Source organism: Streptomyces sp. NPDC054796, from assembly GCF_053611545.1.
Genome location: NZ_JBSHAO010000010.1, coordinates 115,479 through 138,296 on the forward strand (window position 1 = coordinate 115,479; position 22,818 = coordinate 138,296).

The following is a 22,818-nucleotide window of genomic DNA, read 5'->3' on the forward strand; positions in this document are numbered from 1 at the left end:
CTCATAGCGCAACTGGTCGTGCAGTACGCAACAGCTTGAGGGAGCGGTCATGCCGCACGAGGTACGTGCTGTCGTCGCGAGGAAGCGGGGCGCGCCGGTTGAGGTGCAGCCCATCAACGTGCCCGACCCCGGCCGGGGAGAGGCGCTGATTTCCGTCCAGGCATGCGGTGTTTGCCATACTGACCTGCACTATCGCGAAGGAGCGATCAACGACGAGTTTCCCTTCCTGCTCGGACACGAGGCGGCGGGCGTCGTCGAGGAGGTCGGCGACGGAGTCACCGACCTGCTGCCGGGCGACTATGTGGTGATCGCCTGGCGCGCGCCATGCGGATCCTGCCGTTCCTGCCGCCGCGGACGCCCGTGGTACTGCTTCGCATCCCGTAACGCCGCCCAGCCCATGACGCTGCTGGACGGCACCCCGTTGAGCCCGGCCCTGGGCATCGGCGCCTTCGCCGAGAAGACGCTCGTGGCGGCGGCGCAGGCCGTCAAGGTCGATCCCGCCGCGCGCCCGGAGGTGGCCGGACTGGTCGGCTGCGGGGTGATGGCCGGATACGGCGCCGCCGTCAACACGGGCGGGGTCACCAGCGGCGACACCGTCGCCGTCATCGGCTGCGGCGGGGTCGGCAACGCCGCCGTCGCCGGAGCCTCGCTGGCCGGGGCGCGCCGGGTGATCGCCGTGGACATCGACTCGGCCAAGCTCGACGGCGCCACCCGGTTCGGCGCCACCCACGTCGTCAACTCCCGCTGGGCCGACCCCGTAGAGACCGTGCGGCAGCTCACCGGGGGACACGGCGCCGACGTCGTCATCGACGCCGTCGGACGCCCCGAGACCTACCAGCAGGCTTTCGCCATGCGCGACCTGGCCGGAACACTCGTCCTCGTCGGCGTGCCAGACCCCGAGATGACCATCGACCTGCCGCTGATCGACGTGTTCTCGCGCGGCGGCGCGCTCAAGTCGTCCTGGTACGGCGACTGCCTCCCCAGCCGTGACTTCCCCATCCTCATCGACCTGCATCTGAGCGGAAAGCTCGACCTCAAGGGCTTCGTCACCGAGAAGATCGGCCTGGACGAGGTGGAGGAGGCGTTCGACCGGATGCGCCGTGGCGAGGTGCTCCGCTCCGTGGTCGTCATCTGACACCCCGGGCCCGAAGGCCCCCGCAACCCCCCACCGGCACCACCCCGCACGTCAACGGGCCCGCGCACCGGCGCCTCCCGGTCACGGGCCCCCGCCTCCGCCGTCCCCGGCCTCCGCTGCCCCCTGCCCGGCTGCCCCGGCCCCCGGCGCGCCCGGCCCGCACCCCGCGCACTGCGTATCGCACCTCGCGCACCGCGCACCCTCACATCGCACCCCACACCGTCCAGCCCCCAGCTCGCAGGAGGAGGGACATGTCCCGCATGTCCGAGCACAACGCACGGGTGGTCATCATCGGCGCCGGAATCGTCGGCTGTTCGCTGGCCGACGAACTCACGGCACGCGGCTGGAGCGACGTCACGGTCCTCGAACAGGGCCCGCTGCCCGCACCAGGCGGATCCACCTCGCACGCACCCGGCCTCGTCTACCGGACGGGCCCATCCAAGACCATGACCGAGTTCGCCTCCTACACCGTGCGCAAGTTCGGCTCCCTCACCGTCGACGGCACACCCTGCTTCAACCCCGTCGGCGGCCTCGAACTGGCCACCACGGAGGAACGCTGGGCGGATCTGCACCGCAAGGCCGGGCTCGCCGCGTCCTGGGGCGTACAGGGTGAGCTGATCACCCCTCAGGAGTGCGCCAAGCTGTGGCCGATGCTCGACGTGGACCAGGTGCTCGGCGGCTTCCACACCCCCGGGGACGGGCAGGCCCGCGCCGTGCTCGCCTGCCGTGCCCAGATCGCGCGCGCCGAGCGGCGCGGCGCCCGCTTCCTGGAGCGGCACACCGTGACCGGCGTCGAGCGCGAGGGCGGCCGGGTCACCGGAGTCGTCACCGACCGCGGTGTCTTCCCCGCTGACCACGTCGTCTCGGCGGCCGGTTTCTGGGGCCCCGTCATCGGGGCCATGGCCGGGGTGGACGTCCCCCTGCTGCCCCTCGCCCACCAGTACGCGACCACCGCGCCCATGCCCCAGCTCGCGGGCGACGGACTCGGCGACTCCCACACCCCCGGGGGCGGGCAGGCGCGCGCCGAGGCCGTACGCCCCATCCTGCGCTTCCAGGACCGCGACCTGTACTTCCGCGAGCACCTGGCGGACGGGGTCGGCCGCATCGGCATCGGCTCGTACGCGCACCGGCCGCTCCCCGTGGACCCGTACGAGGTGCCCGCCTACGACGAGGCACCCGTCATGCCCTCCTCGCTGCCCTTCACCGAGGAGGACTTCGCGCCCAGTTGGCGTGACGCCGTCGGCCTGCTGCCCGCGCTGGCCGAGAGCACCGTGGAGGACGGCTTCAACGGCGTCTTCTCCTTCACGCCCGACGGCATGCCCGTGCTCGGCGAGTCCCGCACCGTGCGCGGCTTCTGGCTCGCCGAGGCGGTCTGGGTCACCCACTCCGCCGGAGTGGCCAGGGCCATGGCCGAGTGGATGACCGACGGGCGCCCCTCGGTCGACGTCCACGAGTGCGACATGCACCGCTTCGAGGACGCGCAGCGCTCACCCGCGTACGTCGCCGAGCGCGGCGCGCGCAGCTTCGTCGAGGTCTACGACGTCATCCACCCGCTCCAGCCCCCCGCGCAGCCGCGCCCCCTGCGCACCAGCCCCTTCTACCAGCGGCAACAGGAGCTGGGCGCCTACTTCCTGGAGGCTTCGGGCTGGGAGCGCCCGCACTGGTACGAGGCCAACGCACCCCTCGCCGAAGGGATCACGCTGCCGCCGCGCGACGCGTGGTCGGCGCGCCACTGGTCGCCGATCGCGGCGGCCGAGGCACTGGCCACCCGCGAGCGGGTCGCGCTCTACGACATGACCGCGCTGCGCCGCCTGGAGGTCACGGGGCCTGGCGCGCTCGCTTTCCTCCAGCGGATGACCACCAACCAGCTCGCCAAGAAACCGGGAGCCGTCACCTACACGCTGCTGCTGGACGAGGACGGCGGCATCCGCAGCGACCTCACCGTCGCCAGGCTCGCCCCCGACCGCTTCCAGATCGGCGCCAACACCCCCGCCGACACGGACTGGCTGCTGCGGCACGCGCCGCCTGACGTACAGGTGCGCGACATCACCCCGGGCACCTGCTGCGTCGGCGTCTGGGGGCCGCTGGCGCGGGACCTGGTGCAGCCGCTGACCGGGACCGACTTCTCCCACCAGGGCTTCGGCTTCTTCAGGGCCAAGCACGCCTACATCGGCCACGTTCCGGTCACCGCCATGCGGCTGTCCTACGTCGGCGAACTGGGCTGGGAGCTGTACACCACCGCCGACCTCGGGCTGCGGCTGTGGGACACGCTGTGGGAGGCGGGGCAGGAGCACGGCGTCGTCGCCGCCGGGCGCAGCGCCTTCAACAGCCTCCGCCTGGAGAAGGGCTACCGCTCCTGGGGCCACGACATGACCGCCGAACACCACCCGTACGAGGCGGGCGTCGGCTTCGCCGTGCGCCCGGCGAAGGGCGAGTTCACCGGGCGCGCCGCGCTGGAGGGGCTGAGCGAGGAGACCTGCACGCGCAGGCTGACCTGCCTCACGCTCGACGACCCGGCGGCGGTGGTCATGGGCAAGGAACCGGTCTACGCCGACGGCGTGGCGGCGGGCTACGTCACCAGCGCGGCGTACGGCTACACCGTCGGCCGCTGCGTCGCCTACGCGTGGCTGCCCGCCGCCGCCTCCGTGCCCGGCACCCCCGTGCACATCGACTACTTCGGCGAGAAGGTGCCCGCCACCGTCGCCCAAGAGCCCCTCTTCGACCCGGAGATGGCCCGGATCCGCCGCTGAGACACCCCGCCCCTCCCGCGCCCCCACACACCCCTCGCGCGTGGACACCCCCTCTGGAGGCACCCGATGGCTCCCACCTACGACGTGATCGTCCTCGGCCTCGGCGGCATGGGTTCGGCCGCCGCCTACCACCTCTCCCTCCGCGGCTCCCGCGTCCTGGGCCTGGAGAAGTTCGGCCCCGCGCACAACCGCGGCTCCAGCCACGGCGGTTCGCGCATCACCCGCCAGTCCTACTTCGAGGACCCCGCCTACGTACCGCTGCTGCTGCGCTCCTACGAGCTGTACGACAAGCTCGCGCACGACTCGGGCCGCCGCATCACCGAGCTGTGCGGCGGCGTCATGATCGGCCGCCCGGAATCCCGCACCGTCTCAGGATCCCTGCGCTCCGCGCGGCAGTGGGACCTGCCCCACGAGATGCTCGACGCACGTGAGATCCGCCGCCGCTTCCCCACCCTGACACCCGAGGACGACGAGGTGGCGCTGTACGAGGAGCGCGCGGGCTTCGTACGCCCCGAGTTCACCGTCGCGGCCCACATCCAGTTGGCCCAGCAGGCGGGGGCTGAGCTGCGCTTCGAGGAACCCGTCGTGCGCTGGGAGGAACTGCCGGGCGGCCGGGGTGTGCGCGTCCACACGGCCGAGGACACCTACACCGCGGGCCACCTCGTGGTGTGCCCCGGCGCGTGGGCGCCCCGGCTGCTCACGGACATGGGCGTGCCGTTCACCGTCGAGCGGCAGATCATGTACTGGTTCCGGCCCCGTGGAGAGACCCGCCCCTTCGAGAGCGCGCGGCACCCCGTCTACATCTGGGAGGACGCCGAGGGCACCCAGATCTACGGCTTCCCCGCCATCGACGGGCCCGACGGGGGCGCGAAGGTCGCCTTCTTCCGCAGGGGCACCGTCTGCACCCCCGAAACCATCGACCGCACGGTCCACGACCACGAGACCGAGGCCATGCGACGGCACCTCGCCGACCGCATCCCCGACCTCCCCGGCACCTGTCTGAAGGCCGTGACCTGCATGTATACGACCACGGCCGACGAGCACTTCGTCATGGCACGCCACCCCGCGCACCCCGGCACCGTCACCGTCGCCTGCGGCTTCTCCGGGCACGGCTTCAAGTTCGTGCCCGTCGTCGGCGAGATCGTGGCCGATCTGGCGCTCGACGGTGAGACCGCGCACCCCATCGACCTGTTCGACCCCCGCCGCCTGAGCGCGGCGGCCGTCTGAGGAGACCGAGGCCCCCCATGACCACCGTTCCGCTGACCGGCACCGACGCCGGTACCGGCACCGGCAGCCCGGAGCAGGACGAGGACGCCGCGCCGAGCCTGCTCCCCACCCTCCCCGGCCGCGCCTACACCGACCCCGGGATCTTCCGCGCCGAACAGGAGCGGATCTTCGAGGCCCTGTGGTTCTGCGCCGTACGCGCCGGTGACCTCGACCGCCCCGGCGCCTTCCGCACCGTCCAGATCGGCCGCGAGAACGTCCTGGTGACCCGCAACAGGCGCGGTGAGATCCGGGCCTTCCTCAACGTGTGCAGGCACCGCGGCGCCCGTCTGTGCACCCAGGAGTCGGGGGAGGTGCGGCGCAACCTCCAGTGCCCGTACCACGCCTGGACCTACGACCTGGACGGCAAACTCATCGCCGCGCCCAACCTCACCAGCATGCCCGACGTCGACCGCGGCGCGTACGGGCTGCGCGGCCTCCACGTGCGCGAATGGCTCGGCTACGTGTGGGTGTGCGTGGCCGAGGAGCCGCCCTCCTTCGAGGAGACGGTGCTGCGCGACGTCGCCGAACGGCTCGGCGACGCCGGGGTGATCGGCCACTACCGGCCGGAGCAACTGGCCCTGGGCAGGCGCGTCACCTACGACGTGCGGGCCAACTGGAAGCTCATCATCGAGAACTTCATGGAGTGCTACCACTGCGCCACCATCCACCCCGAACTCACCGAGGTGCTGCCGGAGTTCGCCGACGGGTTCGCGGCGCAGTTCTACGTGGGCCACGGGCCTGAGTTCGCCGAGAGCGCCGAGGGCTTCACGGTGGACGGCGGCGCGGGCTTCGGGCGGCTCCCCGAGGTGCCCGAAGCGCACGACCGCCGCTACTACGCGATCACCGTGCGGCCCCAGGTCTTCGTCAACCTCGTCCCCGACCATGTGATCCTGCACCGGATGTTCCCGCTCTCGCACGAGCGGACGGTGGTGGAGTGCGACTGGCTCTACGCGCCCGAGGTCGTCGCCTCCGGCGCCGACCTCTCCCGCTCCGTCGAACTCTTCCACCGCGTCAACACGCAGGACTTCGAGGCGTGCGAGCGCACCCAGCCCGCCATGGACTCGCGTGTCTACGGCGACGGCGGGGTGCTCGTCCCCAGCGAGCACCACATCGGCGAGTTCCACGCGTGGGTCACCGGCAGGCTGGAGACACCTCCTGACCCGCCCCCGGCGACCCCCTGAACGCCCCCGGCCGGCTCACGCCTCCGCGCGTGCCGCCTTCCTGGCGTTGCGGGCGGCGAGCCGCTCGTCGAACTTGCGGGCCTCGCCGTCCAGGCCGGACATGTACAGCCCCAGCTCCTCCTGGGCCTTCAGGCCCTCGGGACCCAGCCCGTCGATCTGGAGGACCTTGAGGAAGCGGAGGACGGGCTGGATGACGTCGTCATGGTGGATGCGCAGGTTGTAGATGCCGCCTATGGCCATGCGGGCCGCCGCGCGCTCGAAGCCGGGCATGCCGTGTCCCGGCATCCGGAAGTTGACGACCACATCGCGCACCGCCTGCATCGTCAGATCGGGCGCGATCTCGAAGGCCGCGCCCAGCAGGTTGCGGTAGAAGATCATGTGGAGGTTCTCGTCCGTGGCGATGCGGGCGAGCATGCGGTCGCAGACCGGATCCCCCGACTGGTGGCCCGTGTTGCGGTGCGAGATGCGGGTGGCCAGTTCCTGGAAGGCGACGTAGGCGACCGAGTGCAGCATGCTGTGCCGGTTGTCGGACTCGAAGCCCTCCGACATGTGCGCCATGCGGAAGTTCTCCAGCTCGACCGGGTCCACGGCGCGCGAGGCCAGCAGATAGTCGCGCATCACGATGCCGTGCCGCCCCTCCTCGGCCGTCCAGCGGTGCACCCATGTGCCCCAGGCGCCGTCGCGGCCGAAGAGGGTGGCGATCTCGTGGTGGTAGGAGGGGAGGTTGTCCTCGGTGAGCAGGTTGACGACCAGCGCGATGCGCCCGACATCGGTGACCTTGGACTGGTCCGGCGCCCACGGCTCGCCGTCGAGCGGGCCGTCGAAGTTGCGGCCGTCGCTCCAGGGGACGTAGGTGTGCGGCATCCAGTCCTTGGCGACCGAAAGGTGCCGGTTCAGCTCCTTCTCCACCACCTCTTCCAGGGCGTACAGCAGGCGGGTGTCCGTCCACTCGTGCGTACCTGCGTGCTGGGTGCTGGAAAGGGTCACGGCGGCTCCTGACGATGGGGGACGGCGGGTTTTCCCGGTGCTTTCCGGGATGCCAATCCTACGGGTCCGTAGGTTACGAGACCGTAAGTTATCCGCGAGGGAAATGGCAAGGCCGACCTTGTCGGGAGCGCTCGATTCCGGCTGCCGGGCGCCGGGTACCGGTGGCCGGAATCAGCGGATCGTCACGTCGTCCAGCTCCTCCAGGAGCCAGGGATTCCGCAGCAGATGCGCTGCGCCGTTGATCGCGGCGACGTCCGGGTTCTCGGCGATGTGCACGGGGAGGCCGACCGCCTTGCGGAACGCCTCTTCGAGGCCGTGCAGCAGCGCCGCGTGCCCCGTCATGACGAGTCCGGAGTCGCAGATGTCGTCGATGATCTCGATCGGCGCCCGCTCCAGGGTCGCCGAGACCGTCTTGGCGAGGGTCCCCAGATGGTGTTCCACGATCTCCTGGAGTTCCGCAGGGGGGACGACGAGGCTGCGCGGCACGCCCGTCGCGACATCGAGCCCCCGGATCTCCAGCCGGCAGCCTGGCGCACCGGCCTCCGCGAGCGCGGTCTTGATCTTCTCGGCCCCGCGGGTGGCCAGCGCGAGGTTGTACTGCTCGCGCAGATGCCGGGCGATCACCCCGTCCAGGCTCTGCCCGCACACGGTGGAGCGGCCCGTGAGCACGACGCCGCCCATGGAGACGATCGTGATGTCCGTACCGCCCGCGCCGATGTCGACGATGAGCGCCCCGCGCGGCTGGTACACGTCGATGCCCAGGCCGATCGCCGCCGCCAGTGGGCGCGGCAGCAGCCTGACCTTGCCCATGCCGACCGCGTGGCAGACCTTGGACAGCGAGCGCACCGCGATCTCGGACGTCTGCGCGGGGGCGCAGACCACCGCCCACTTGCGGTTCCGCGACGGGCCGAACCCGCTCTCGCGCAGCAGCATGCGCAGCAGGCGCGTCGCGTTCTGGTCGTCGGCCACGAGCCCGGCCTGCACCGGGTACAGCACCTTGAGCCGTTCGGGCGTACGGCCCTCCATCCAGCGGGCCTTGTCGCCGACCGCCAGGACCCTGTCGTCCTTCGTGTCCACCGCGAGGGCCGTCGACTGGGTGAACCGCTGCTCGCCGGAGTCGATACGGGTGGTGGCCGTGCCCAGGTCCAGTGCGTAGCCCTGGCCCAGCGACTTCACGTTCACGCGCGTGCTCACGCCGCACTCCTCCCCGTCGTCCACGGCACGGCGGGCCGCCCGGAGCGGGTGCTCCCGGCGGTCGCGGCACACCACGACACCTCGGTCCTCACGGCGCCTCCTCGTATGGGCGGGAGTGGGCGGGCGCCACCGGAACCCGGACCGGTTCCGCACGGCGCCCGTAAGCCGACCATGCGGGCGCCGCGACGGGCCCGCAACCGCACGGAGGGCGGTACGGGGCACCGCCGCGCGCCCGGCCGGGGACCGTAGGGTCGGAGCATGACTCCCCGTGACATCGCCGACAGCCGCTACGTCAGCCTCGTGACCCACCGCCGTGACGGCACTCCGGTGGTCACCCCCGTGTGGGCGGTGGAGGACGGCGCCGAACTCCTCGTCTGGACGCGTGCCGACAGCGGCAAGGTCAAGCGTCTGCGCAGGGACGGCCACGTCACCGTGACCCCGTGCGACGCGCGCGGCGGGACGGCCGAGGGCGCGAGGACCGAGGAGGGCACGGCCCGGCTCATGGACGGGGAAGGGGAGCTGAAGCGGGTGCGGAAGGCGATGGCCCGCAAGTACGGGTGGCAGTTCCGCCTCGTCGACTCGGGCGGCGCGCTGCTGCGCCTCGGGAAGCGCCCGCACATCGGTGTGGCGGTCAGCTTCTGACGCGTGCCGACGTGTTCCGGCGCGTTCCGGCGCGCGGCCCGGTCGCCGTCCACAGGGCCCGTGGGTGTTACGCGGCGCGCTCGTGAGGTACCCGTGCGCCGTGACCGGTGCAGCCGCCGGACGGGACGGTGGACGCCGTGCCGGAACTGTGGAGTTCCCGGGTGATACGTACCATCGACCAAGAAAGCGGTAATAACGGTCATTGCGCAATGTTCCGCGTCAATTGAGGTAGGTCATGGAGCTGAACCGACTGAAGTCCGTGTACGCCCACGAAGGGCCTTTCGTGACGGTCTACCTGGAGGGTCGCTCCCCGGGGGAGGACGCCGCGAAGCAGGTACGGCTCCGCTGGCAGGCCCTGCGCTCACGGCTGGAGAACGAGGACGCGGACCCGAAGGCGCTCGACGCGGTGGAGACAGCGCTCGCCGCGAGCGAAGCCGGTGAGGAGCAGGCCAACGGCCGTGTCATCGTCACCTCGGCCGCTGACGGCGTCGTCCTCGACGAGCCCTGGGACGCGGCACTCGGCCGGGGCGACGCGGCCCACTCCGGCGTCCTGCCCGAGCTGGGCCCGTACATCAGGGAGGGCGCCAACGCGGTCAGGGCGCTGCTCGTCATCGCCGGGCAGGAGCACGCCGAGCTGCGCCGTCTGGTGGTCGCCGAGCAGCACGTCCCCGAGGAGCTGTCCCGCGAAGAGGCGCGCGGCAGCGCCGTCGAGGAGCCGCACCACACCCGCGAGGGCGCGCTCTCGCACCGCCGCATCCAGCGCCGCGCCGACGAGGCCGTCAGCCAGAACGCGAAGGACATCGCGGCCAAGGTGGAGCGCGCGTCCTCGGCCTTCCATCCCCGGGTGCTGATCCTCGCCGGTGAGGTGCAGGGCCGCACGGCCGTGCGCGAGGAACTGCCGGGCGAGCTGACGGACATCCTGGCCGAGACCGACCGCGGCGGCAGCGGCGACCGGGGCGCCGAGGAGGCGCTCGCCGACGAGGTGCTGCGGATCGTCGGCGAGAAGAGCGAGGAGTCGGCCCGCCACTGGGTCTCCCAGCTGGAGGAGGGCCTGGCGCACGGCCGGGCCGCCAAGGGCGACCCCGACGTGGTCAAGGCCGCCGAGATGGGCGCGCTGGACACGCTCCTGTTCGAGGACGGGGCCAAGGCCAAGCGGGAGGCGCTCCTGCTCAAGGTCGCGGCCGAGACCAGCGCCTCCTTCGCACTGGTCCCCGAAGGCACGGGGCTCACCGACGGCGTCGGCGGCCTGCTCCGCTTCCCGCCGGAGGGCTGAGCCGGCAGCACAGGCCAGTGCGGCCCGGTACAGGCCACCGCAGGGCGCCCGCCGGAAATCACCCCCAGGCGGGCGCCCTGCGGCGTGCCGGGACCCTCAGCGCCCGAGCCCGAGCTGCCACAGGAACTCCTCCTGCGCCACCGCGTGCCCCGTGCTCCCCAGCACCGTCACCGGCGCGCCGTCCAGCAGCACCGTGGGCGTGGCCGTCACCCCGCTGGCCTCGAAGGCGGCGGCGACCCGGTCCGCCCACTCCCGGTAGCGCAACTGGAGCACCGCCTCGTCGAACTCGGCCGAGCGCAGCCCCTCCACCTCCCCGGCCAGCATGAGCAGCGTCTCCGGGGAGGCGAAGCCGTCGAAGTCCTCGGGCGGCTGGTGGGCGAACAGTGTCCGCAGATACGCCAGAAAGGGAACCTGGCCCACGTCGGCCGCGGCTCCGAGCGCGTTGAGCGCGCGGTGCGAGCCGCTGCCGCCGAGCGCGTCGTCGAGGAAGGCCGCGAAGTGGTGGTAGAGCGTGAGGTGCCCGTCGTCGGCCAGCCGCCGCATGGTGTCGCCGAGGGCGACGTCCATCCGCTTGCAGTAGGGGCAGCGCGGGTCGGCGTAGACGTGCAGGACGCGCTGTGCCGAGGGGGAGCCGTAGACGACGGTCGTACCGCCCTCGCCGAGGGTGTTCGCGGGACGCATCATGATCCCACCCTCGGCACCCCCACCCGGCCCGGCAACATCGCCGGACCCATCGGAGCGCCGCCGGCCTCCTCCGGCCAGTCCTTCCGTCCCCCGGGCATGGAGATCCGTTCCCGCCTCCTGTTGAATGACGGCGCGCGACGCGCGGCAGCGTACGCACGGGGCGTCCTCGCATACGCGGGGCGCGGCATCAGGGGGAGACGACATGCTGGGGATGCTCCAGGCGGCGGCGCTGATCGCCGCCACGCTCACGACCGGGCTCAGCGCGGGCCTGTACTACGGGTTCGCCTGCGCGGTCATGCCAGGGCTCGCCCGCGCCGACGACCGGACCTTCGTCCAGGCCATGCGGCGCGTCAACACGGCCATCCTCAACGGCTGGTTCCTGCTGCTCTTCCTCGGCTCCCTGCTGCTGATCCTCGCGGCCGGGGCGCTCCACATCGACGGGAGCACTCCGGGGGTGCTGCCCTGGATCGTGGCCGCCCTCGTGCTCTACGTGGCGGTGCTCGGGGTCACGATGGGTTTCAACGTCCCGCTCAACAACGCGCTCGACGCGGGCGGGCTGCCCGACGCGCGTGAGGCGGCCGAGATGTCCGACGCGCCCGGGACGCCCGACGCGCCGGCCGGGCTGCGCGCGGAGTTCGAGACCTCCTGGGTCCGCTGGAACATCGTGCGTACCGTGCTGAACACCGCCGCGTTCGCCTGCCTCACCTGGGCACTGGTGCGCTACGGCCACGCCGCCTGACCTCGGGCGGGACGCCCCCGCCCCCGCCCCCGCCCCGCCCCCGCCCCGCTCAGCGCCCGCCGCTCGGCGAGGGCCGCAGCTCCGTCGTGGCCGTGACCGCCTGGCGCAGGTGGGACATGGCGTGGGCGCACAGCTCGGCCGTGCGCTGGCCGTCCGTCGAGACGGCGCCGAAGAAGAGGCGGCCGTCCTTGCGGATCGCGGTGATCAGCGGGGCCCCCGAGAGGCTGGTGTGGGCGAGGCAGTGCACGGCTTCCAGACGCAGCGGCCCGTAGCGGGAGGGGATGCCGGGGCGCATGGTGCTCAGGGAGAGGTCGAAGCGGGCCTGCTCGGACTCGCTGCGCCACAGCGCCCTGCTCACGGTCGCGCGGGGCAGGAAGGGCAGCAGGCGGTAGACCCGGACGAACGGGAGCAGTTCCTCGGGGCGCAGCCGTCGCCGGATGTCCGCGTACGCGTCGCGTGCCGTCTCCCAGTACGTGGACGGGGTGGCACCGTCGACGGTGTTCAGCAGGGTCGTCGCGTACAGGCCCAGGGCCTCGCCCGGCGACGGTGTCAGGGTGCGCCGCAGATCGGCGGGTACGGCGATGGTGGCCGGTGCGGCGCTGCCCAGGTCGGCGAGGGCGCGTGCGAAGGCCGTGTTCAAGGCCGCCTGGAGCGTCGTCCCCTCCGCGCGGCAGCGGGTCACGAGCGCGGATGTCTCCCAGGCCGCCAGCGACCAGGTGCGTGCGGCCAGCCGTCCGCCCGCGCGCGAGGGCCTGCCGCCCTCACGCATCTGTCGCGCCACCGTACGCAGGTCGGAGAGGCGGGCGCGGGGCCCGGGAAGCAGGTCGTCGGCGGGCGGGGCGACGAGGGGGCGCACCCAGGGCAGGGGCTCGGGGGCCGTGAGGTAGCGCAGGATGTCGCGCAGGACGAAGCAGGCGGACAGGCCGTCGGCGACGAGGTGGTGGTAGATCGCGACGAGGTCGAACGCGTCGCCGTGGTCCACCATCACGAACCGCGCCAGCGGGCCCGCCTCGGTGTCGAAGCGGCGCTGAAGCTCCTCCTCCAGCACCCGCGTCCAGCCCTCCGCACCTCCCGCTCCCTCCGCCCCTTCGTCGCCGTCCGCGCTCGCACCCAGCGGCCCGGCCGCCACGCGCACGACGCGCAGTTGGGGCTCCGGCACGCCCCGCGTGGTCAGCCACGCCTGCCAGCGGCCCGGATCCCCGATCCGGGCCCCCAGCAGCGGATGCCGCCGGCAGGCGGCGGACAGGGCCGCGCGCAGCAGATTCGGCGTCGTGCGCCCCCGGACCCGCGCGGCCAGCGCGAAGTTGACGGGAAGCGCCTCGCCCGCCGCCCACACGAACCGCTCGGTCGGCGAGAGCCGTCGGCGCATGGCGGCGCTCACCCCTTCCGCGCGTCGGCGTACGGGGCGAGCACGGACGCCAGACCCTCGTCCAGCGTCACCGACGGGCTGAACCCCCAGCTCCGCCCGGAGTGTTCGGTCGCGCACGTCCACGCGGGGTGCACGGCCTCGGCGACCTTGTCCCGGTTGACCACGGACGTGCCCGTGAGCTGCGCGAGCCCGGCCACGGACACGGCCAGCGGGCGTGGAATGTGCCGCACCCGCGGCGGCTGCCGCCCCAGCGTCCGCGCGACGGCGGCGCCGATGTCCTCCCAGCGGTGCTCGACGCCGTCGCTGACGTGGTACGTCGTACCCGGCACGCCGCTCTCTGCGGCCCGGAGCAGCCCCCGGCACAGGTCGTCCACGTGCACCAGGGAGTAGTGCCGGGGCCCGGGGCCGCCGACGGCGGGCAGCCGGCCCGCGCGCACGGCCTTCACCAGCCGGGGCACGAACTCGCGGTCGCCGGGACCGTAGACGATGGGCGGGCGCACGATGACCCCCGGCACCCGGTCGGCCACCGCGCGCACCGCCCGCTCGCCGCCCAGCTTGCTCCGCCCGTAGGCGGAGACAGGCGCGGGACGTGCGCTCTCCCGCAGCAGCCGCCCTGGGCCGAGCGCCGCCAGTGAGGAGCAGTGCACCAGCCGGGGCGGGCGCGGCAGCACGGCCAGCGCGGCGCACAGCCGCCTGGTCCCTTCCACGTTGACCGTCGCGTAGCCGCGCGAGGTGGCCGCCGCGGTCGCCCCGGCCAGATGGATCACGCACTCCGCCTCCTCGACGGCCGCCGTGAGCCCGGCCCCCGTGACCAGGTCGCCTTGGGCCGTACGCGCCCCGGGGACACGTCGCGCGGCTGCGGGCACGCGCCGCCCGGCGTCGCGCACCAGCGCCGTGACCTCGTGTCCGCCGCCGGTGAGGTGGCCGATGAGCCGCTGCCCGATGAAACCGGTCGCGCCGGTGACGAGGTACCTCATCCGTCGACGCGCTCGTAGAGCCGGTGGGTGCGGAAGTGGATGCCGCCGGTGGCCTTGGCGTACCGGTTCGCGTGGTGGTTGTCCTCCAGGATCCAGGACAGCTCGCTCTCCGTGTAGCCGAGCCGGAAGGCCGCGCGCTGGGCCTGTGTGAACAGGGCCGCCGCCAGGCTGCGGTTGCGGTGCTCCTTCTTGATGCCCGAGGTGACGCCGCGGGTGCGGGTGATGCGGCGGGAGGCCCGGTTGATGCGGAGGAGCCCCACGGGCAGGCCCAGGGTCGTCAGCCGCCCGCGCGCAGCGCGCAGCGCCTGGTTGGCGTCGGGCAGCCAGAGCGTGAACCCGGCGGGCTCGCCGTGCACCTCGACCAGTTGCAGCAGCTCGGGACGGAGTACGGGCTTCAGCTTGCGCACCGTGTGGGCGAACTCCCTGTCGGTCATGGGGACGGCGGCGTAGTTCTCGGCCCAGGCGTCGTTGTAGATGTCCTTGACGGCCGCCATGTCCGCCTCGAACCGCTTGGGGTCCAGCGGTCTGACCCGGACGCCCGGCGCGCTCAGCGCACGGTCGGCCACCCTGCGGATGGCGGCGGGCGGCTCCCCGTCGGGCGGCATGGGGATACGCCACGACAGCAGGTCCTTGGCCTTGGTGAAGCCGCAGTCGGTCAGCAGGTGCGCGTAGTACGGGGGGTTGTGCGGCATCAGCATCGTGGGCGGCGAGTCGAAGCCGTCGACCAGGACCCCGCACTCGTCGTTCGTGGTCAGGCTGAGCGGCCCCAGGATCCTGGTCATCCCGCGCTCGCTCAGCCACTCGGCCGCGGCACCGAAGAGCGCTGCGGCCACCGTGCTGTCCTCCACGCACTCGAAGAGCCCGAAGTGGCCGCACTTGGGGTCGTGCCGCTCGTTGTAGCGCGGGTCCACGACGGCCGCGATCCGGCCGACGACGGTTCTGCCGCGCCGTGCCAGGAAGAGCCGGACGCTGCCGAAGTCGTGGAAGGGGTTGCGGCGCGGGTCGAGGAAGGCCCGGCGTTCACGCTCCAGCGGCGCCACCCAGAGCGGGTCCTCGTGGTAGAGGTCGTAGGGGAACCGGATGAACGCGGTGATGTCGGGACGGCCGTCCGCCTGGGTGATGGTGAGGGTCATCGGACACTCACCTCCTGTTTGCCAAGGGCGCCTCGCTGTGCGCCGATCGAGGGCCGGGGCGCGGTGGCCCCGGCCTGTGCGACGGTCCGCGTGCGCCCGGACGAGGCTCCCGCGCCGCCGGGGGCGTGGGCCGGGCCGGGGATCATGCCGAGGCGGCGGCCGGCGGCGGCGAACGCGTCGAGGATGCGGTCCAGGTGCTCCTCGGTGTGGGTGGCCTGGAGGGAGAGCCGGATCAGGGCCTGCCCGTGGGGCACGGCCGGAGCCACCACCGCGTGCGTGAACACGCCCTCGTCCAGCACCTCCTGCCACATGCGCCCGCACAGCCCCGCGTCACCGATGTGCACGGGCACGATCGGGGTCGCCGACTCGCCGGTGTCGAAGCCGAGTTCGCGCAGCCCCTCGTTGAGCCGCGCGGCCAGCTCGAAGGCGCGGGTGCGCCGCTCGGGCTCCGCCTGGATGATCTCCAGCGAGGCGAGGGCCGCCGCCAGCGCGGCGGGCGGCATGGAGGCGGAGAAGATCACCGGACGCGCCGTGTAGCGCAGGTACCCGATGACGTCGGCGGGCCCCGCGAGCACGCCGCCGATCGAGCCGAAGCACTTGGAGAGGGTGCCGGTGCGCAGGTCCACCGCGTCCGGCAGCCCGAAGTGCTCGGCCACGCCCCGGCCGCCCGCGCCCAGCAGCCCGATGTCGTGCGCGCCGTCCACGATCAGCCGGGCGCCGTGGCGGCGGGCCAGCGCGTGCAGTTCGGGCAGGCGGCACAGGTCGCCCTCCATGGAGAACAGCCCGTCGGTGACGATCGCCTTGCCCGCGCCGGGGTCGGCCTGCGACAGCTCGGCGGCGAGATGTTCCATGTCCGAGTGCCGGTAGAGGCGCTTGCCGGCGGCACCGAGGCGGATGGCGTCCACGAGGGAGGCGTGGTTGGCCATGTCGCTGAAGACGAGGTCGCCCGCGCCGAACAGCGGGGTCAGCGCCAGGTTCGCCTGGAATCCCGTGGTGGTGACGATCGCCTCGTCGCAGCCCAGGAACGCGGCCAGCCGCGACTCCAGTTCCTCGTGCTCGGGCAGCGTCCCGCACACCAGCCTGCTGCCCGAGCACGAGGTCCCGTACAGGTCCAGGGCCTTGGCCGCCGCCGCCGTCACGCGCGGGTCGCCGGAGAGCCCGAGGTAGTCGTTGCACGCCGTCATGACCACGCGCACGCCCTCGACCAGGGCTTCGCCGTCCCCGGACGCCATGGCCCGGTAGAACGGCCGGGGGCCCTCGCCGGTCATGTCCCGGGCGAGGGACGGCAGGTGCTTGTCGAAGATGTCGGGCATAGGTGATCTCCTGTGGTCCCGTCCGCTAGGCGGTCGACGCGGTTGACGTACGTGACGTGCTCGACGTGTCCGACGTGGTCGGCGGCGCCAGCGTGACGGGGAGTCGGGTGATGTCGGTCATGCTCGGTCCGGCGTGCCGCTCCGGGGTTCCGGCAGCGCGTGCGCCCGGCAGTTCGGCGGCGAAACCCCGCGCGAACGCGACGGCCTGGGCGCGGGCGAGATGGGTGCCGGGGCAGTAGTGCAGCCCCGAGCCGAAGGCGAGGAGCCGCTGCGGCTGCGGCGCCTGCCGGGGGAGGAAGGTGTGCGGATCGTGGAACTCCGCCGGGTCCCGGTGCGCCGCGCCGATGAGTGCGTGGACCACCTGGCCCTCGGGCAGCACCCGTCCGCCCAGCTCGGTCTCGGCCCCGGCGACCCGGGTCACGACCCGGCCCGGAGGGTCCCAGCGCAGCACCTCGTCCACGACCCGGTCCGAGAAGTCCGGTTCCTGCCGGATCCTTTCAGCAAGGGCGGGACGGGTGATCAGCGCGTGCGCGAGGCTGGCCAGCAGCGCCGCCGTCGTGGGCACCCCGGCGGAGAACAGCGTCAGCAGCAGATAGCGGCTGCCCTCGGGGTCGGCCGTCGCCCAGTGGAAGAGCAGATCGTCGCCCTCCGGCTGCCGCAGCCGCTCGGCCAGAAGCTGGTCGTAGCGCTCCAGGAGCGCGGTGGCGGCCTCGTCGGCCCGCCGTACGACGCTCGGCGGGCTGGCCAGCTCCTCGATCCGCACCATGGCCAGGCTCTCGGTGGCCAGCCACTCCAGATCGACGTCCTTGGGCAGCCCCAGGAACCCCGCCAGCACGGCGGTCGGCAGCGGTCGGCAGACGGAGCCGACGACATCGGCGACCCCCTCGGCCCGGACCTCGTCGGCGAAGGCCCGCACGTGTTCGAGGGCCAGCGGCGCGGCGAAGGAGTCGGCCATGTCGCCCAGGGCGCGCGGACTCAGGGCCTTCGCGAGGGGGCGGCGGCGCGCGGTGTGCTCGGGCGGATCCTGCTGGAGGGGGGTCTGACAGAGGCCGACCGTGCTCGCGCTCTCGCGCCAGCCGGGGCGGAAACGCTCGCGCCAGGAGGCGGTCAGGGTGCCCCAGGTGCGGTCCAGGAGGACCTGACGGCAGTCCTGGTACCCCGGCACGAGGAGCGCTCCCCACGGGGTGGGTACCAGGGGCCCCGCGGAGTGCAGTTCGTCGTAGACACGGGCGAGTTCCCGCGGCTCCGACGCCTGGCGCCACCGTCGTACGAGACCGGCCGCGCTGCGGGATTCCAGTGGCGAGGTGCTCAGCAAAACTCTTAACTCATCTGTCGTTCGGAGCGGACGTGCGGCCAGGGGCGGACGGCCAGAGATCACGAAGCTTGCTCCGTCCAGCGCGTCGGGGGCCAGCGGGATGCGCTCATTTCACCTGTACGGGGTGACGATTCGTCTTCTGCGGCCCGAGCCTGTACGGTCAGCGGCCGGTCCGCCGCCGGAGTCGCGCCCGAGCCGCCCGAAAGCGCCTCTTTCGGGTGCTGCCAAGCCCCTCCGCGCCCCCTCCCGCGGCCCCCGCCCTGCCTCTCCGCCGATACCTCAGCGGCACATGCCTGAGCAGGGAGGTCGCTTCCTTCCCCGCGTGCCCCCCTTTCTGCTCCTCCGGCCGCGCATGCCCATGGATGGGTGCGCCGTGCGGGGGGATCCGTGGTCCCGGGCGTGGGGGCATTGGACTCCGGGGGAGAGGAGTCGTACGGTCGAACATGTGGCGGTCTGACGTTCTGCGTGCAGAACGTCAGGGCGTCAGGCCGCCCCGCACCCTCACACCCCACACACCTCCACATCCCCGAACCGCAAGCTGAGGAGCCCTCACCATGGCGAAGATCCTGTTCGTGATCACCGGCGCCGAGCACTGGACGCTCGCCGACGGAACACGGCACCCCACCGGCTTCTGGGCGGAGGAGGCCGTCGCGCCCTACCAGGCGTTCCGGGGGGCCGGGCACGAGATCGTGGTGGCCACCCCGGGCGGCGTCACCCCGACCGTCGACCAGGGGAGCCTCGCCCCGGAGGCCAACGGCGGCAAGGAGGCGGCGGACGCGGTCGCCGAGGGGCTGGCCGCGTTCACGGAGCTGCGCTCGCCCGTCAAGCTCGAAGAGGTCGTCCCCGCCGACTACGACGCCGTCTTCTACCCGGGCGGCCACGGCCCCATGGAGGACCTGGCCGTCGACGGAGACTCCGGGCGGCTCCTGACGGCCACGCTGCACGCGGGCAAGCCCCTGGGCATCGTCTGCCACGCGCCCGCCGCGCTCCTCGCGACCGAGGGCACCGACGACGTCTCGCCCTTCACCGGATACCGCCTCACCGGCTTCACCAACGCCGAGGAGGCCCAGGCGGGCTTCGCCGACAAGGCGAAGTGGCTGCTCCAGGACCGGCTCGTCGCGCTCGGCGCCGACTTCCAGGAGGGCGAGCCCTGGGCGCCGAAGGTGGTCGTCGACCGCAACCTCTACACGGGCCAGAACCCCGCCTCCTCCGCGCCGCTCGCGGCCGAGATGCTCAAGGCGCTGGACTGACGCGATGGGCAGCGACCGCCTGACCGAGGTGCTGGACGCCACGTACGACTGCCTGGCCAGGTACGGGGTGCGGCGGACGACGATGGACGACATCGCCACGGCCATGGGGGTCTCCCGCTCGGCGCTGTACCAGTACGTGCGGTCCAAGGACGACGCCGTCACCCGGCTCGCCGAGCGCCTGCACGCGCGGGCGCTCGAACGGGCACGGCGGGCGGCGACGTCGGGGGACCCGCTCGCCGAGCGGATCCACGGGGTCCTGCGCGCCAAGCTGGACCTCGTCCTGGAACTCGCGGGGGACTCGCCCCACACGGTGGAGCTGCTGGACGCCAAGGGCCGCCTGTTCGGCGACATCTGCCACCGGTTCGGCGCCGATCTGCGGCGGCTGCTGACGGAGCTGTTCGCGGAGGCCGCGCGCAGGGACGATACGGACGAGACGGGTGCGACGGGCGGGGCGAGGGGGATGCGGGTCGATCCGGCCGAGGCCGCGGACATCTGTGTCGCGCTCGTCATCGGCCTGGAGGCGACGCCCGACGGCTCGCGCCTTCTGCGCCCCGCCGCCGACGCGCTGCTCACCGGCCTGCTGGACGCCCCGGAGGAGGGCGCCCGGACCTGACCCGACCTCACCTGTCCCGACCGCCTGGGCCCGTACGGCAGCCTCGTACCCCCCCACACACGCCCACCCCCACCTCACCCCCACACAGGAACACCGAGGAGCACCACATGAGCGTCAGCGCTCCCGAGCAGGCCGCGGACCTCGTCGCGCGGCTGCGCGGCACCTTCCGCACCGGCCGCACCAAGTCCCTGGAGTGGCGCGTCCGCCAGCTCCGGCAGCTGCGCGCCCTGCTCACCGAGCACGACAAGGACCTCGCCGAGGCCCTGTACCAGGACCTGCACAAGGGCGCGGCCGAGGCGCACGCGGCGGAGATCGACTTCCCCGTGCGGGAGATCGACCACACCCTGGACAACCTGGAGGACTGGCTGTACCCCGAGAGCCTGTCCCCGGAAGCCCTCACCGGCTTCCCCGAGGGCTCCACGGCGGGCACCCGCTACGACCCGCTCGGCGTCGTCCTCGTCATCGCGCCCTGGAACTACCCCGCGCAGCTCCTCCTCGTACCCCTCCTCGGGGCGCTCGCGGCGGGCAACGCGGTCGTGGCCAAGCCCAGCGAACTGGCACCCGCCACCTCGTCCGTGCTGGCGCGGCTGCTCCCCGAGTACCTCGACACCGACGCCGTCGCCGTCGTCGAGGGCGGCATCCCCGAGACGACCGCGCTGCTGGAACAGCGCTTCGACCACATCTTCTACACGGGCAACGGCACGGTCGGCCGCATCGTCATGCGCGCGGCGGCCGAGCATCTGACGCCGGTCACGCTGGAGCTGGGCGGCAAGTCGCCCGCGTTCGTCGACCGCGACGCCGACCTCGGACAGACGGCGCGGCGGCTGGTGAAGGCCAAGTTCCAGAACGCCGGGCAGACGTGCGTCGCGCCCGACTACGTGCTCGCCGACCCCGCCACGGCCCGCGCGCTGGAAGGGGAGCTGGCCAAGGCCGTCGAGGAGGTCTACGGGTCCGACCCGGCCGCCTCACCCGGCTACGGCCGCCTCGTCAACGAGCGGCACTTCGACCGGGTCTCCGCGCTGCTCGACTCCGGACGCACGGTCACCGGCGGCCAGCGCGACCGCGCCACGAAGTACATCGCGCCGACCGTCCTCGCGGAGGTGGCGCCCGACGCGCCCGTCATGCGCGAGGAGATCTTCGGGCCCGTGCTGCCCCTCGTCGAGGTCGCGGACCTGGACGAGGCGATCGCCTTCATCAACGACCGGGACAAGCCGCTGGCGCTCTACGCGTTCACCGGGTCGTGGGAGACCCGGCGCAGGCTGGCGCAGGAGACGTCCTCCGGCGGGCTCGGGTTCGGGCTGCCGATGGCCCATCTGCGGGTGCCCGAGCTGCCGTTCGGCGGCGTGGGGGAGAGCGGCATGGGCGCGTACCACGGCCCCTACTCCCTCGCGACGTTCAGCCACCGCAAGGCCGTCCTGGACGTGCCGCTGAGCTGACCGGCTCATGCGGGAGGGGAGCCTGCCGAAGCCGTGCCGTGCCGGGCGTTTAGTGTTCGGCGCATGACAGAGCGACATGCGATCCTCAGCGGTTCGACGTTCGAGGAACAGATCGGGTACGCCCGTGCCGTGGTCGACGGCGACTGGGTGCACGTGTCAGGGACGACCGGCTTTGACTACGACACCATGACGATCTCCGACGACGTCGTGGAACAGGCGGAGCAGTGCCTGCGCAACATCGGTACCGCGCTGGCCGAGGCGAAGTGCACCTTCGCTGACGTGGTGCGCGTGCGGTATCTGCTGCCCGACCGCGAGGACTTCGAGCCCTGCTGGCCGGTCCTGCGCCGCGCCTTCGGCGAGGTGCGCCCTGCGGCCACCATGCTGATGTGCGGCCTCGCCGACCCCCGTATGAAGATCGAGATCGAGGTGTACGCGCGGCGCCCCACGACCACGTAAGGGCGTAACGGCCTGCGTGGGCCGGGACCTGTGAGGGCCGGGGCACATGCCCCGGCCCTCACCGCTGTGCCGTGCCCTGGCCCGGAGGGCTGCCTAGATGCCCTGCCAGGCGGGCTTGGCCGCGTAGGTGTCGCGGAAGTAGTCGGCGAGCTTGAGCCGGGAGGCGGCGGCCTCGTCGACGACGACCGTCGCGTGCGGGTGCAACTGCATCGCCGAGGCGGGGACCAGCGAGGAGAGCGGACCCTCCACGGCGAGCGCCACCGCCTCCGCCTTGGCCTCGCCCGTGGCCAGGAGCACGAGGTGACGGGCCTCCAGGATCGTGCCGATGCCCTGGGTGATGACGTGGTGGGGCACCTCGTCGAGACTGTCGAAGAAGCGCGCGTTGTCCTCGCGGGTCTGCCGCGTGAGCGTCTTGATCCGGGTACGGGACGCGAGCGAGGAGCAGGGCTCGTTGAAGCCTATGTGGCCGTCGGTGCCGATGCCGAGCAGCTGGAGATCGACGCCGCCCGCCTCGGCCAGTGCGCGGTCGTACGCGGCGCAGGCCGAGGCCACGTCCTCCGCTGTCCCGTCGGGTCCCATGAAGGACGCCTCGGTCAGACCGAGGGGGGCCACGACCTCGCGGAGGACGACGGAGCGGTAGGACTCCGGGTGCCCCTTGGGCAGGCCCACGTACTCGTCGAGCTGGCAGACGCGGGCGCGCGAGGCGTTCACCGTCGCGGCGCCGACCTTGGCGGACAGCGCCTTGTAGACCGGCAGGGGGGTCGAACCGGTGGCCACGCCGAGCAGCGCGTCGGGCTTGTGGTGCAGGAGGTCGGCGATCGCGTCGGCGATCAGCTCGCCGCCCGCGACGGCGTCCGGAACGATCACAACTTCCACGCTGGTCCTGCCGATCTGGAGGAGGGGACTGAGGGGCAATGTGGTATAGACCAATTTAGCAGAGGTGTCCTCCTGGCCGGCAGCCCCCTGTGGCGAACAGCGCGGGTCGGGCGGCGGTGCGGTGGGTGAAGCGCGAGGGGCGGACCGTGAACCGTGAGGGTCCGGGGCCGGGACCGGGTCCGGGGCCAGGGGCCGCCCCCGCGTCCGGGCGGGTGAGGGCACCTCTACG

At 72.8% G+C, this 22,818-nt stretch carries 20 protein-coding genes; 11 read left to right on the forward strand and 9 right to left on the reverse strand.

Translation table 11 applies throughout. The features are described from left to right. Positions 1-49 precede the first annotated feature (49 nt). The 4 genes from ACWGJ2_RS11330 to ACWGJ2_RS11345 all read left to right on the forward strand — a co-directional run bounded on the left by ACWGJ2_RS11330 (position 50) and on the right by ACWGJ2_RS11345 (position 6,332). On the forward strand, positions 50-1,135 hold the full coding sequence (locus ACWGJ2_RS11330; protein WP_453345784.1) for an S-(hydroxymethyl)mycothiol dehydrogenase: 1,086 nt from the start codon (positions 50-52) through the stop codon (positions 1,133-1,135). A gap of 251 nt (positions 1,136-1,386) precedes the next feature. Next, positions 1,387-3,885, forward strand: a complete 2,499-nt coding sequence (locus ACWGJ2_RS11335) for a GcvT family protein (protein WP_453345785.1) — start codon at positions 1,387-1,389, stop codon at positions 3,883-3,885. A gap of 66 nt (positions 3,886-3,951) precedes the next feature. After that, complete coding sequence (solA, locus tag ACWGJ2_RS11340; protein WP_453345786.1) at positions 3,952-5,112, forward strand: N-methyl-L-tryptophan oxidase; 1,161 nt, start codon at positions 3,952-3,954, stop codon at positions 5,110-5,112. Positions 5,113-5,129: 17 nt separating this feature from the next. Beyond that, positions 5,130-6,332, forward strand: coding sequence for an aromatic ring-hydroxylating oxygenase subunit alpha (locus ACWGJ2_RS11345; protein ID WP_453345787.1), 1,203 nt, complete (start codon positions 5,130-5,132; stop codon positions 6,330-6,332). A 15-nt stretch (positions 6,333-6,347) separates the two neighbouring features. Here ACWGJ2_RS11345 and ACWGJ2_RS11350 read toward each other — a convergent pair whose 3' ends face one another. Further along, the gene (locus ACWGJ2_RS11350) at positions 6,348-7,319 is read right to left on the reverse strand and encodes an acyl-ACP desaturase (RefSeq protein WP_453345788.1); all 972 of its coding nucleotides are present in this window, start codon (positions 7,317-7,319) and stop codon (positions 6,348-6,350) included. A 171-nt stretch (positions 7,320-7,490) separates the two neighbouring features. Continuing rightward, entirely contained in the window at positions 7,491-8,513 is a 1,023-nt protein-coding gene (locus tag ACWGJ2_RS11355) for a rod shape-determining protein (RefSeq protein ID WP_453345789.1), read from the reverse strand. Positions 8,514-8,771: 258 nt separating this feature from the next. Between ACWGJ2_RS11355 and ACWGJ2_RS11360 the strand changes: the two genes are divergently transcribed. Then, on the forward strand, positions 8,772-9,155 hold the full coding sequence (locus ACWGJ2_RS11360; RefSeq protein WP_453345790.1) for a PPOX class F420-dependent oxidoreductase: 384 nt from the start codon (positions 8,772-8,774) through the stop codon (positions 9,153-9,155). Between the two features lie 235 nt (positions 9,156-9,390). Then, entirely contained in the window at positions 9,391-10,428 is a 1,038-nt protein-coding gene (locus tag ACWGJ2_RS11365) for a baeRF2 domain-containing protein (protein ID WP_453345791.1), read from the forward strand. Between the two features lie 96 nt (positions 10,429-10,524). Here ACWGJ2_RS11365 and ACWGJ2_RS11370 read toward each other — a convergent pair whose 3' ends face one another. After that, positions 10,525-11,112, reverse strand: a complete 588-nt coding sequence (locus tag ACWGJ2_RS11370) for a DsbA family protein (RefSeq protein WP_453345792.1) — start codon at positions 11,110-11,112, stop codon at positions 10,525-10,527. A 202-nt stretch (positions 11,113-11,314) separates the two neighbouring features. Here ACWGJ2_RS11370 and ACWGJ2_RS11375 point away from each other — a divergent pair, with 202 nt between their 5' ends. Beyond that, on the forward strand, positions 11,315-11,851 hold the full coding sequence (locus ACWGJ2_RS11375) for an anthrone oxygenase family protein (protein WP_453345793.1): 537 nt from the start codon (positions 11,315-11,317) through the stop codon (positions 11,849-11,851). Between the two features lie 49 nt (positions 11,852-11,900). On the opposite strand, the gene ACWGJ2_RS11380 is transcribed toward ACWGJ2_RS11375, so the two are convergent. Genes ACWGJ2_RS11380 through ACWGJ2_RS11400 form a run of 5 tightly spaced genes read right to left on the reverse strand, consistent with a single transcriptional unit; the run spans position 11,901 to position 17,958 of the window. Continuing rightward, a complete protein-coding gene (locus ACWGJ2_RS11380) occupies positions 11,901-13,220 on the reverse strand; it encodes a hypothetical protein (RefSeq protein WP_453345794.1) in 1,320 nt (439 codons plus the stop codon). An 8-nt stretch (positions 13,221-13,228) separates the two neighbouring features. Continuing rightward, positions 13,229-14,197, reverse strand: coding sequence for an NAD-dependent epimerase/dehydratase family protein (locus tag ACWGJ2_RS11385; RefSeq protein ID WP_453345795.1), 969 nt, complete (start codon positions 14,195-14,197; stop codon positions 13,229-13,231). Continuing rightward, positions 14,194-15,330 carry an N-acetyltransferase gene (locus tag ACWGJ2_RS11390; RefSeq protein ID WP_453345796.1) on the reverse strand — a complete coding sequence of 379 codons (1,137 nt, stop codon included), beginning with the start codon at positions 15,328-15,330 and terminating at the stop codon, positions 14,194-14,196. The genes ACWGJ2_RS11385 and ACWGJ2_RS11390 overlap by 4 nt, the downstream gene beginning before the upstream one ends. Then, the gene (locus ACWGJ2_RS11395; protein ID WP_453345797.1) at positions 15,327-16,643 is read right to left on the reverse strand and encodes an aminotransferase class I/II-fold pyridoxal phosphate-dependent enzyme; all 1,317 of its coding nucleotides are present in this window, start codon (positions 16,641-16,643) and stop codon (positions 15,327-15,329) included. The genes ACWGJ2_RS11390 and ACWGJ2_RS11395 overlap by 4 nt, the downstream gene beginning before the upstream one ends. A 25-nt stretch (positions 16,644-16,668) precedes the next feature. Continuing rightward, complete coding sequence (locus tag ACWGJ2_RS11400) at positions 16,669-17,958, reverse strand: cytochrome P450 (protein ID WP_453345798.1); 1,290 nt, start codon at positions 17,956-17,958, stop codon at positions 16,669-16,671. A 554-nt stretch (positions 17,959-18,512) separates the two neighbouring features. On the opposite strand from ACWGJ2_RS11400, the gene ACWGJ2_RS11405 reads away from it, so the two are divergent. The 4 genes from ACWGJ2_RS11405 (at position 18,513) to ACWGJ2_RS11420 (ending at position 21,713) form a co-directional block, all read left to right on the forward strand. Continuing rightward, on the forward strand, positions 18,513-19,208 hold the full coding sequence (locus ACWGJ2_RS11405; RefSeq protein WP_453345799.1) for a type 1 glutamine amidotransferase domain-containing protein: 696 nt from the start codon (positions 18,513-18,515) through the stop codon (positions 19,206-19,208). A 4-nt stretch (positions 19,209-19,212) separates the two neighbouring features. Next, positions 19,213-19,821: a TetR/AcrR family transcriptional regulator gene (locus tag ACWGJ2_RS11410; RefSeq protein WP_453345800.1), complete on the forward strand. Its 609-nt coding sequence runs from the start codon at positions 19,213-19,215 to the stop codon at positions 19,819-19,821. A gap of 11 nt (positions 19,822-19,832) precedes the next feature. After that, positions 19,833-21,257 carry an aldehyde dehydrogenase family protein gene (locus ACWGJ2_RS11415; protein ID WP_453345853.1) on the forward strand — a complete coding sequence of 475 codons (1,425 nt, stop codon included), beginning with the start codon at positions 19,833-19,835 and terminating at the stop codon, positions 21,255-21,257. A 63-nt stretch (positions 21,258-21,320) separates the two neighbouring features. Next, positions 21,321-21,713, forward strand: a complete 393-nt coding sequence (locus ACWGJ2_RS11420) for a RidA family protein (RefSeq protein WP_453345801.1) — start codon at positions 21,321-21,323, stop codon at positions 21,711-21,713. 93 nt (positions 21,714-21,806) lie between these two features. On the opposite strand, the gene ACWGJ2_RS11425 is transcribed toward ACWGJ2_RS11420, so the two are convergent. Continuing rightward, positions 21,807-22,589, reverse strand: coding sequence for a glucosamine-6-phosphate deaminase (locus tag ACWGJ2_RS11425; RefSeq protein ID WP_453345802.1), 783 nt, complete (start codon positions 22,587-22,589; stop codon positions 21,807-21,809). Between the last annotated feature and the right edge of the window lie 229 nt (positions 22,590-22,818).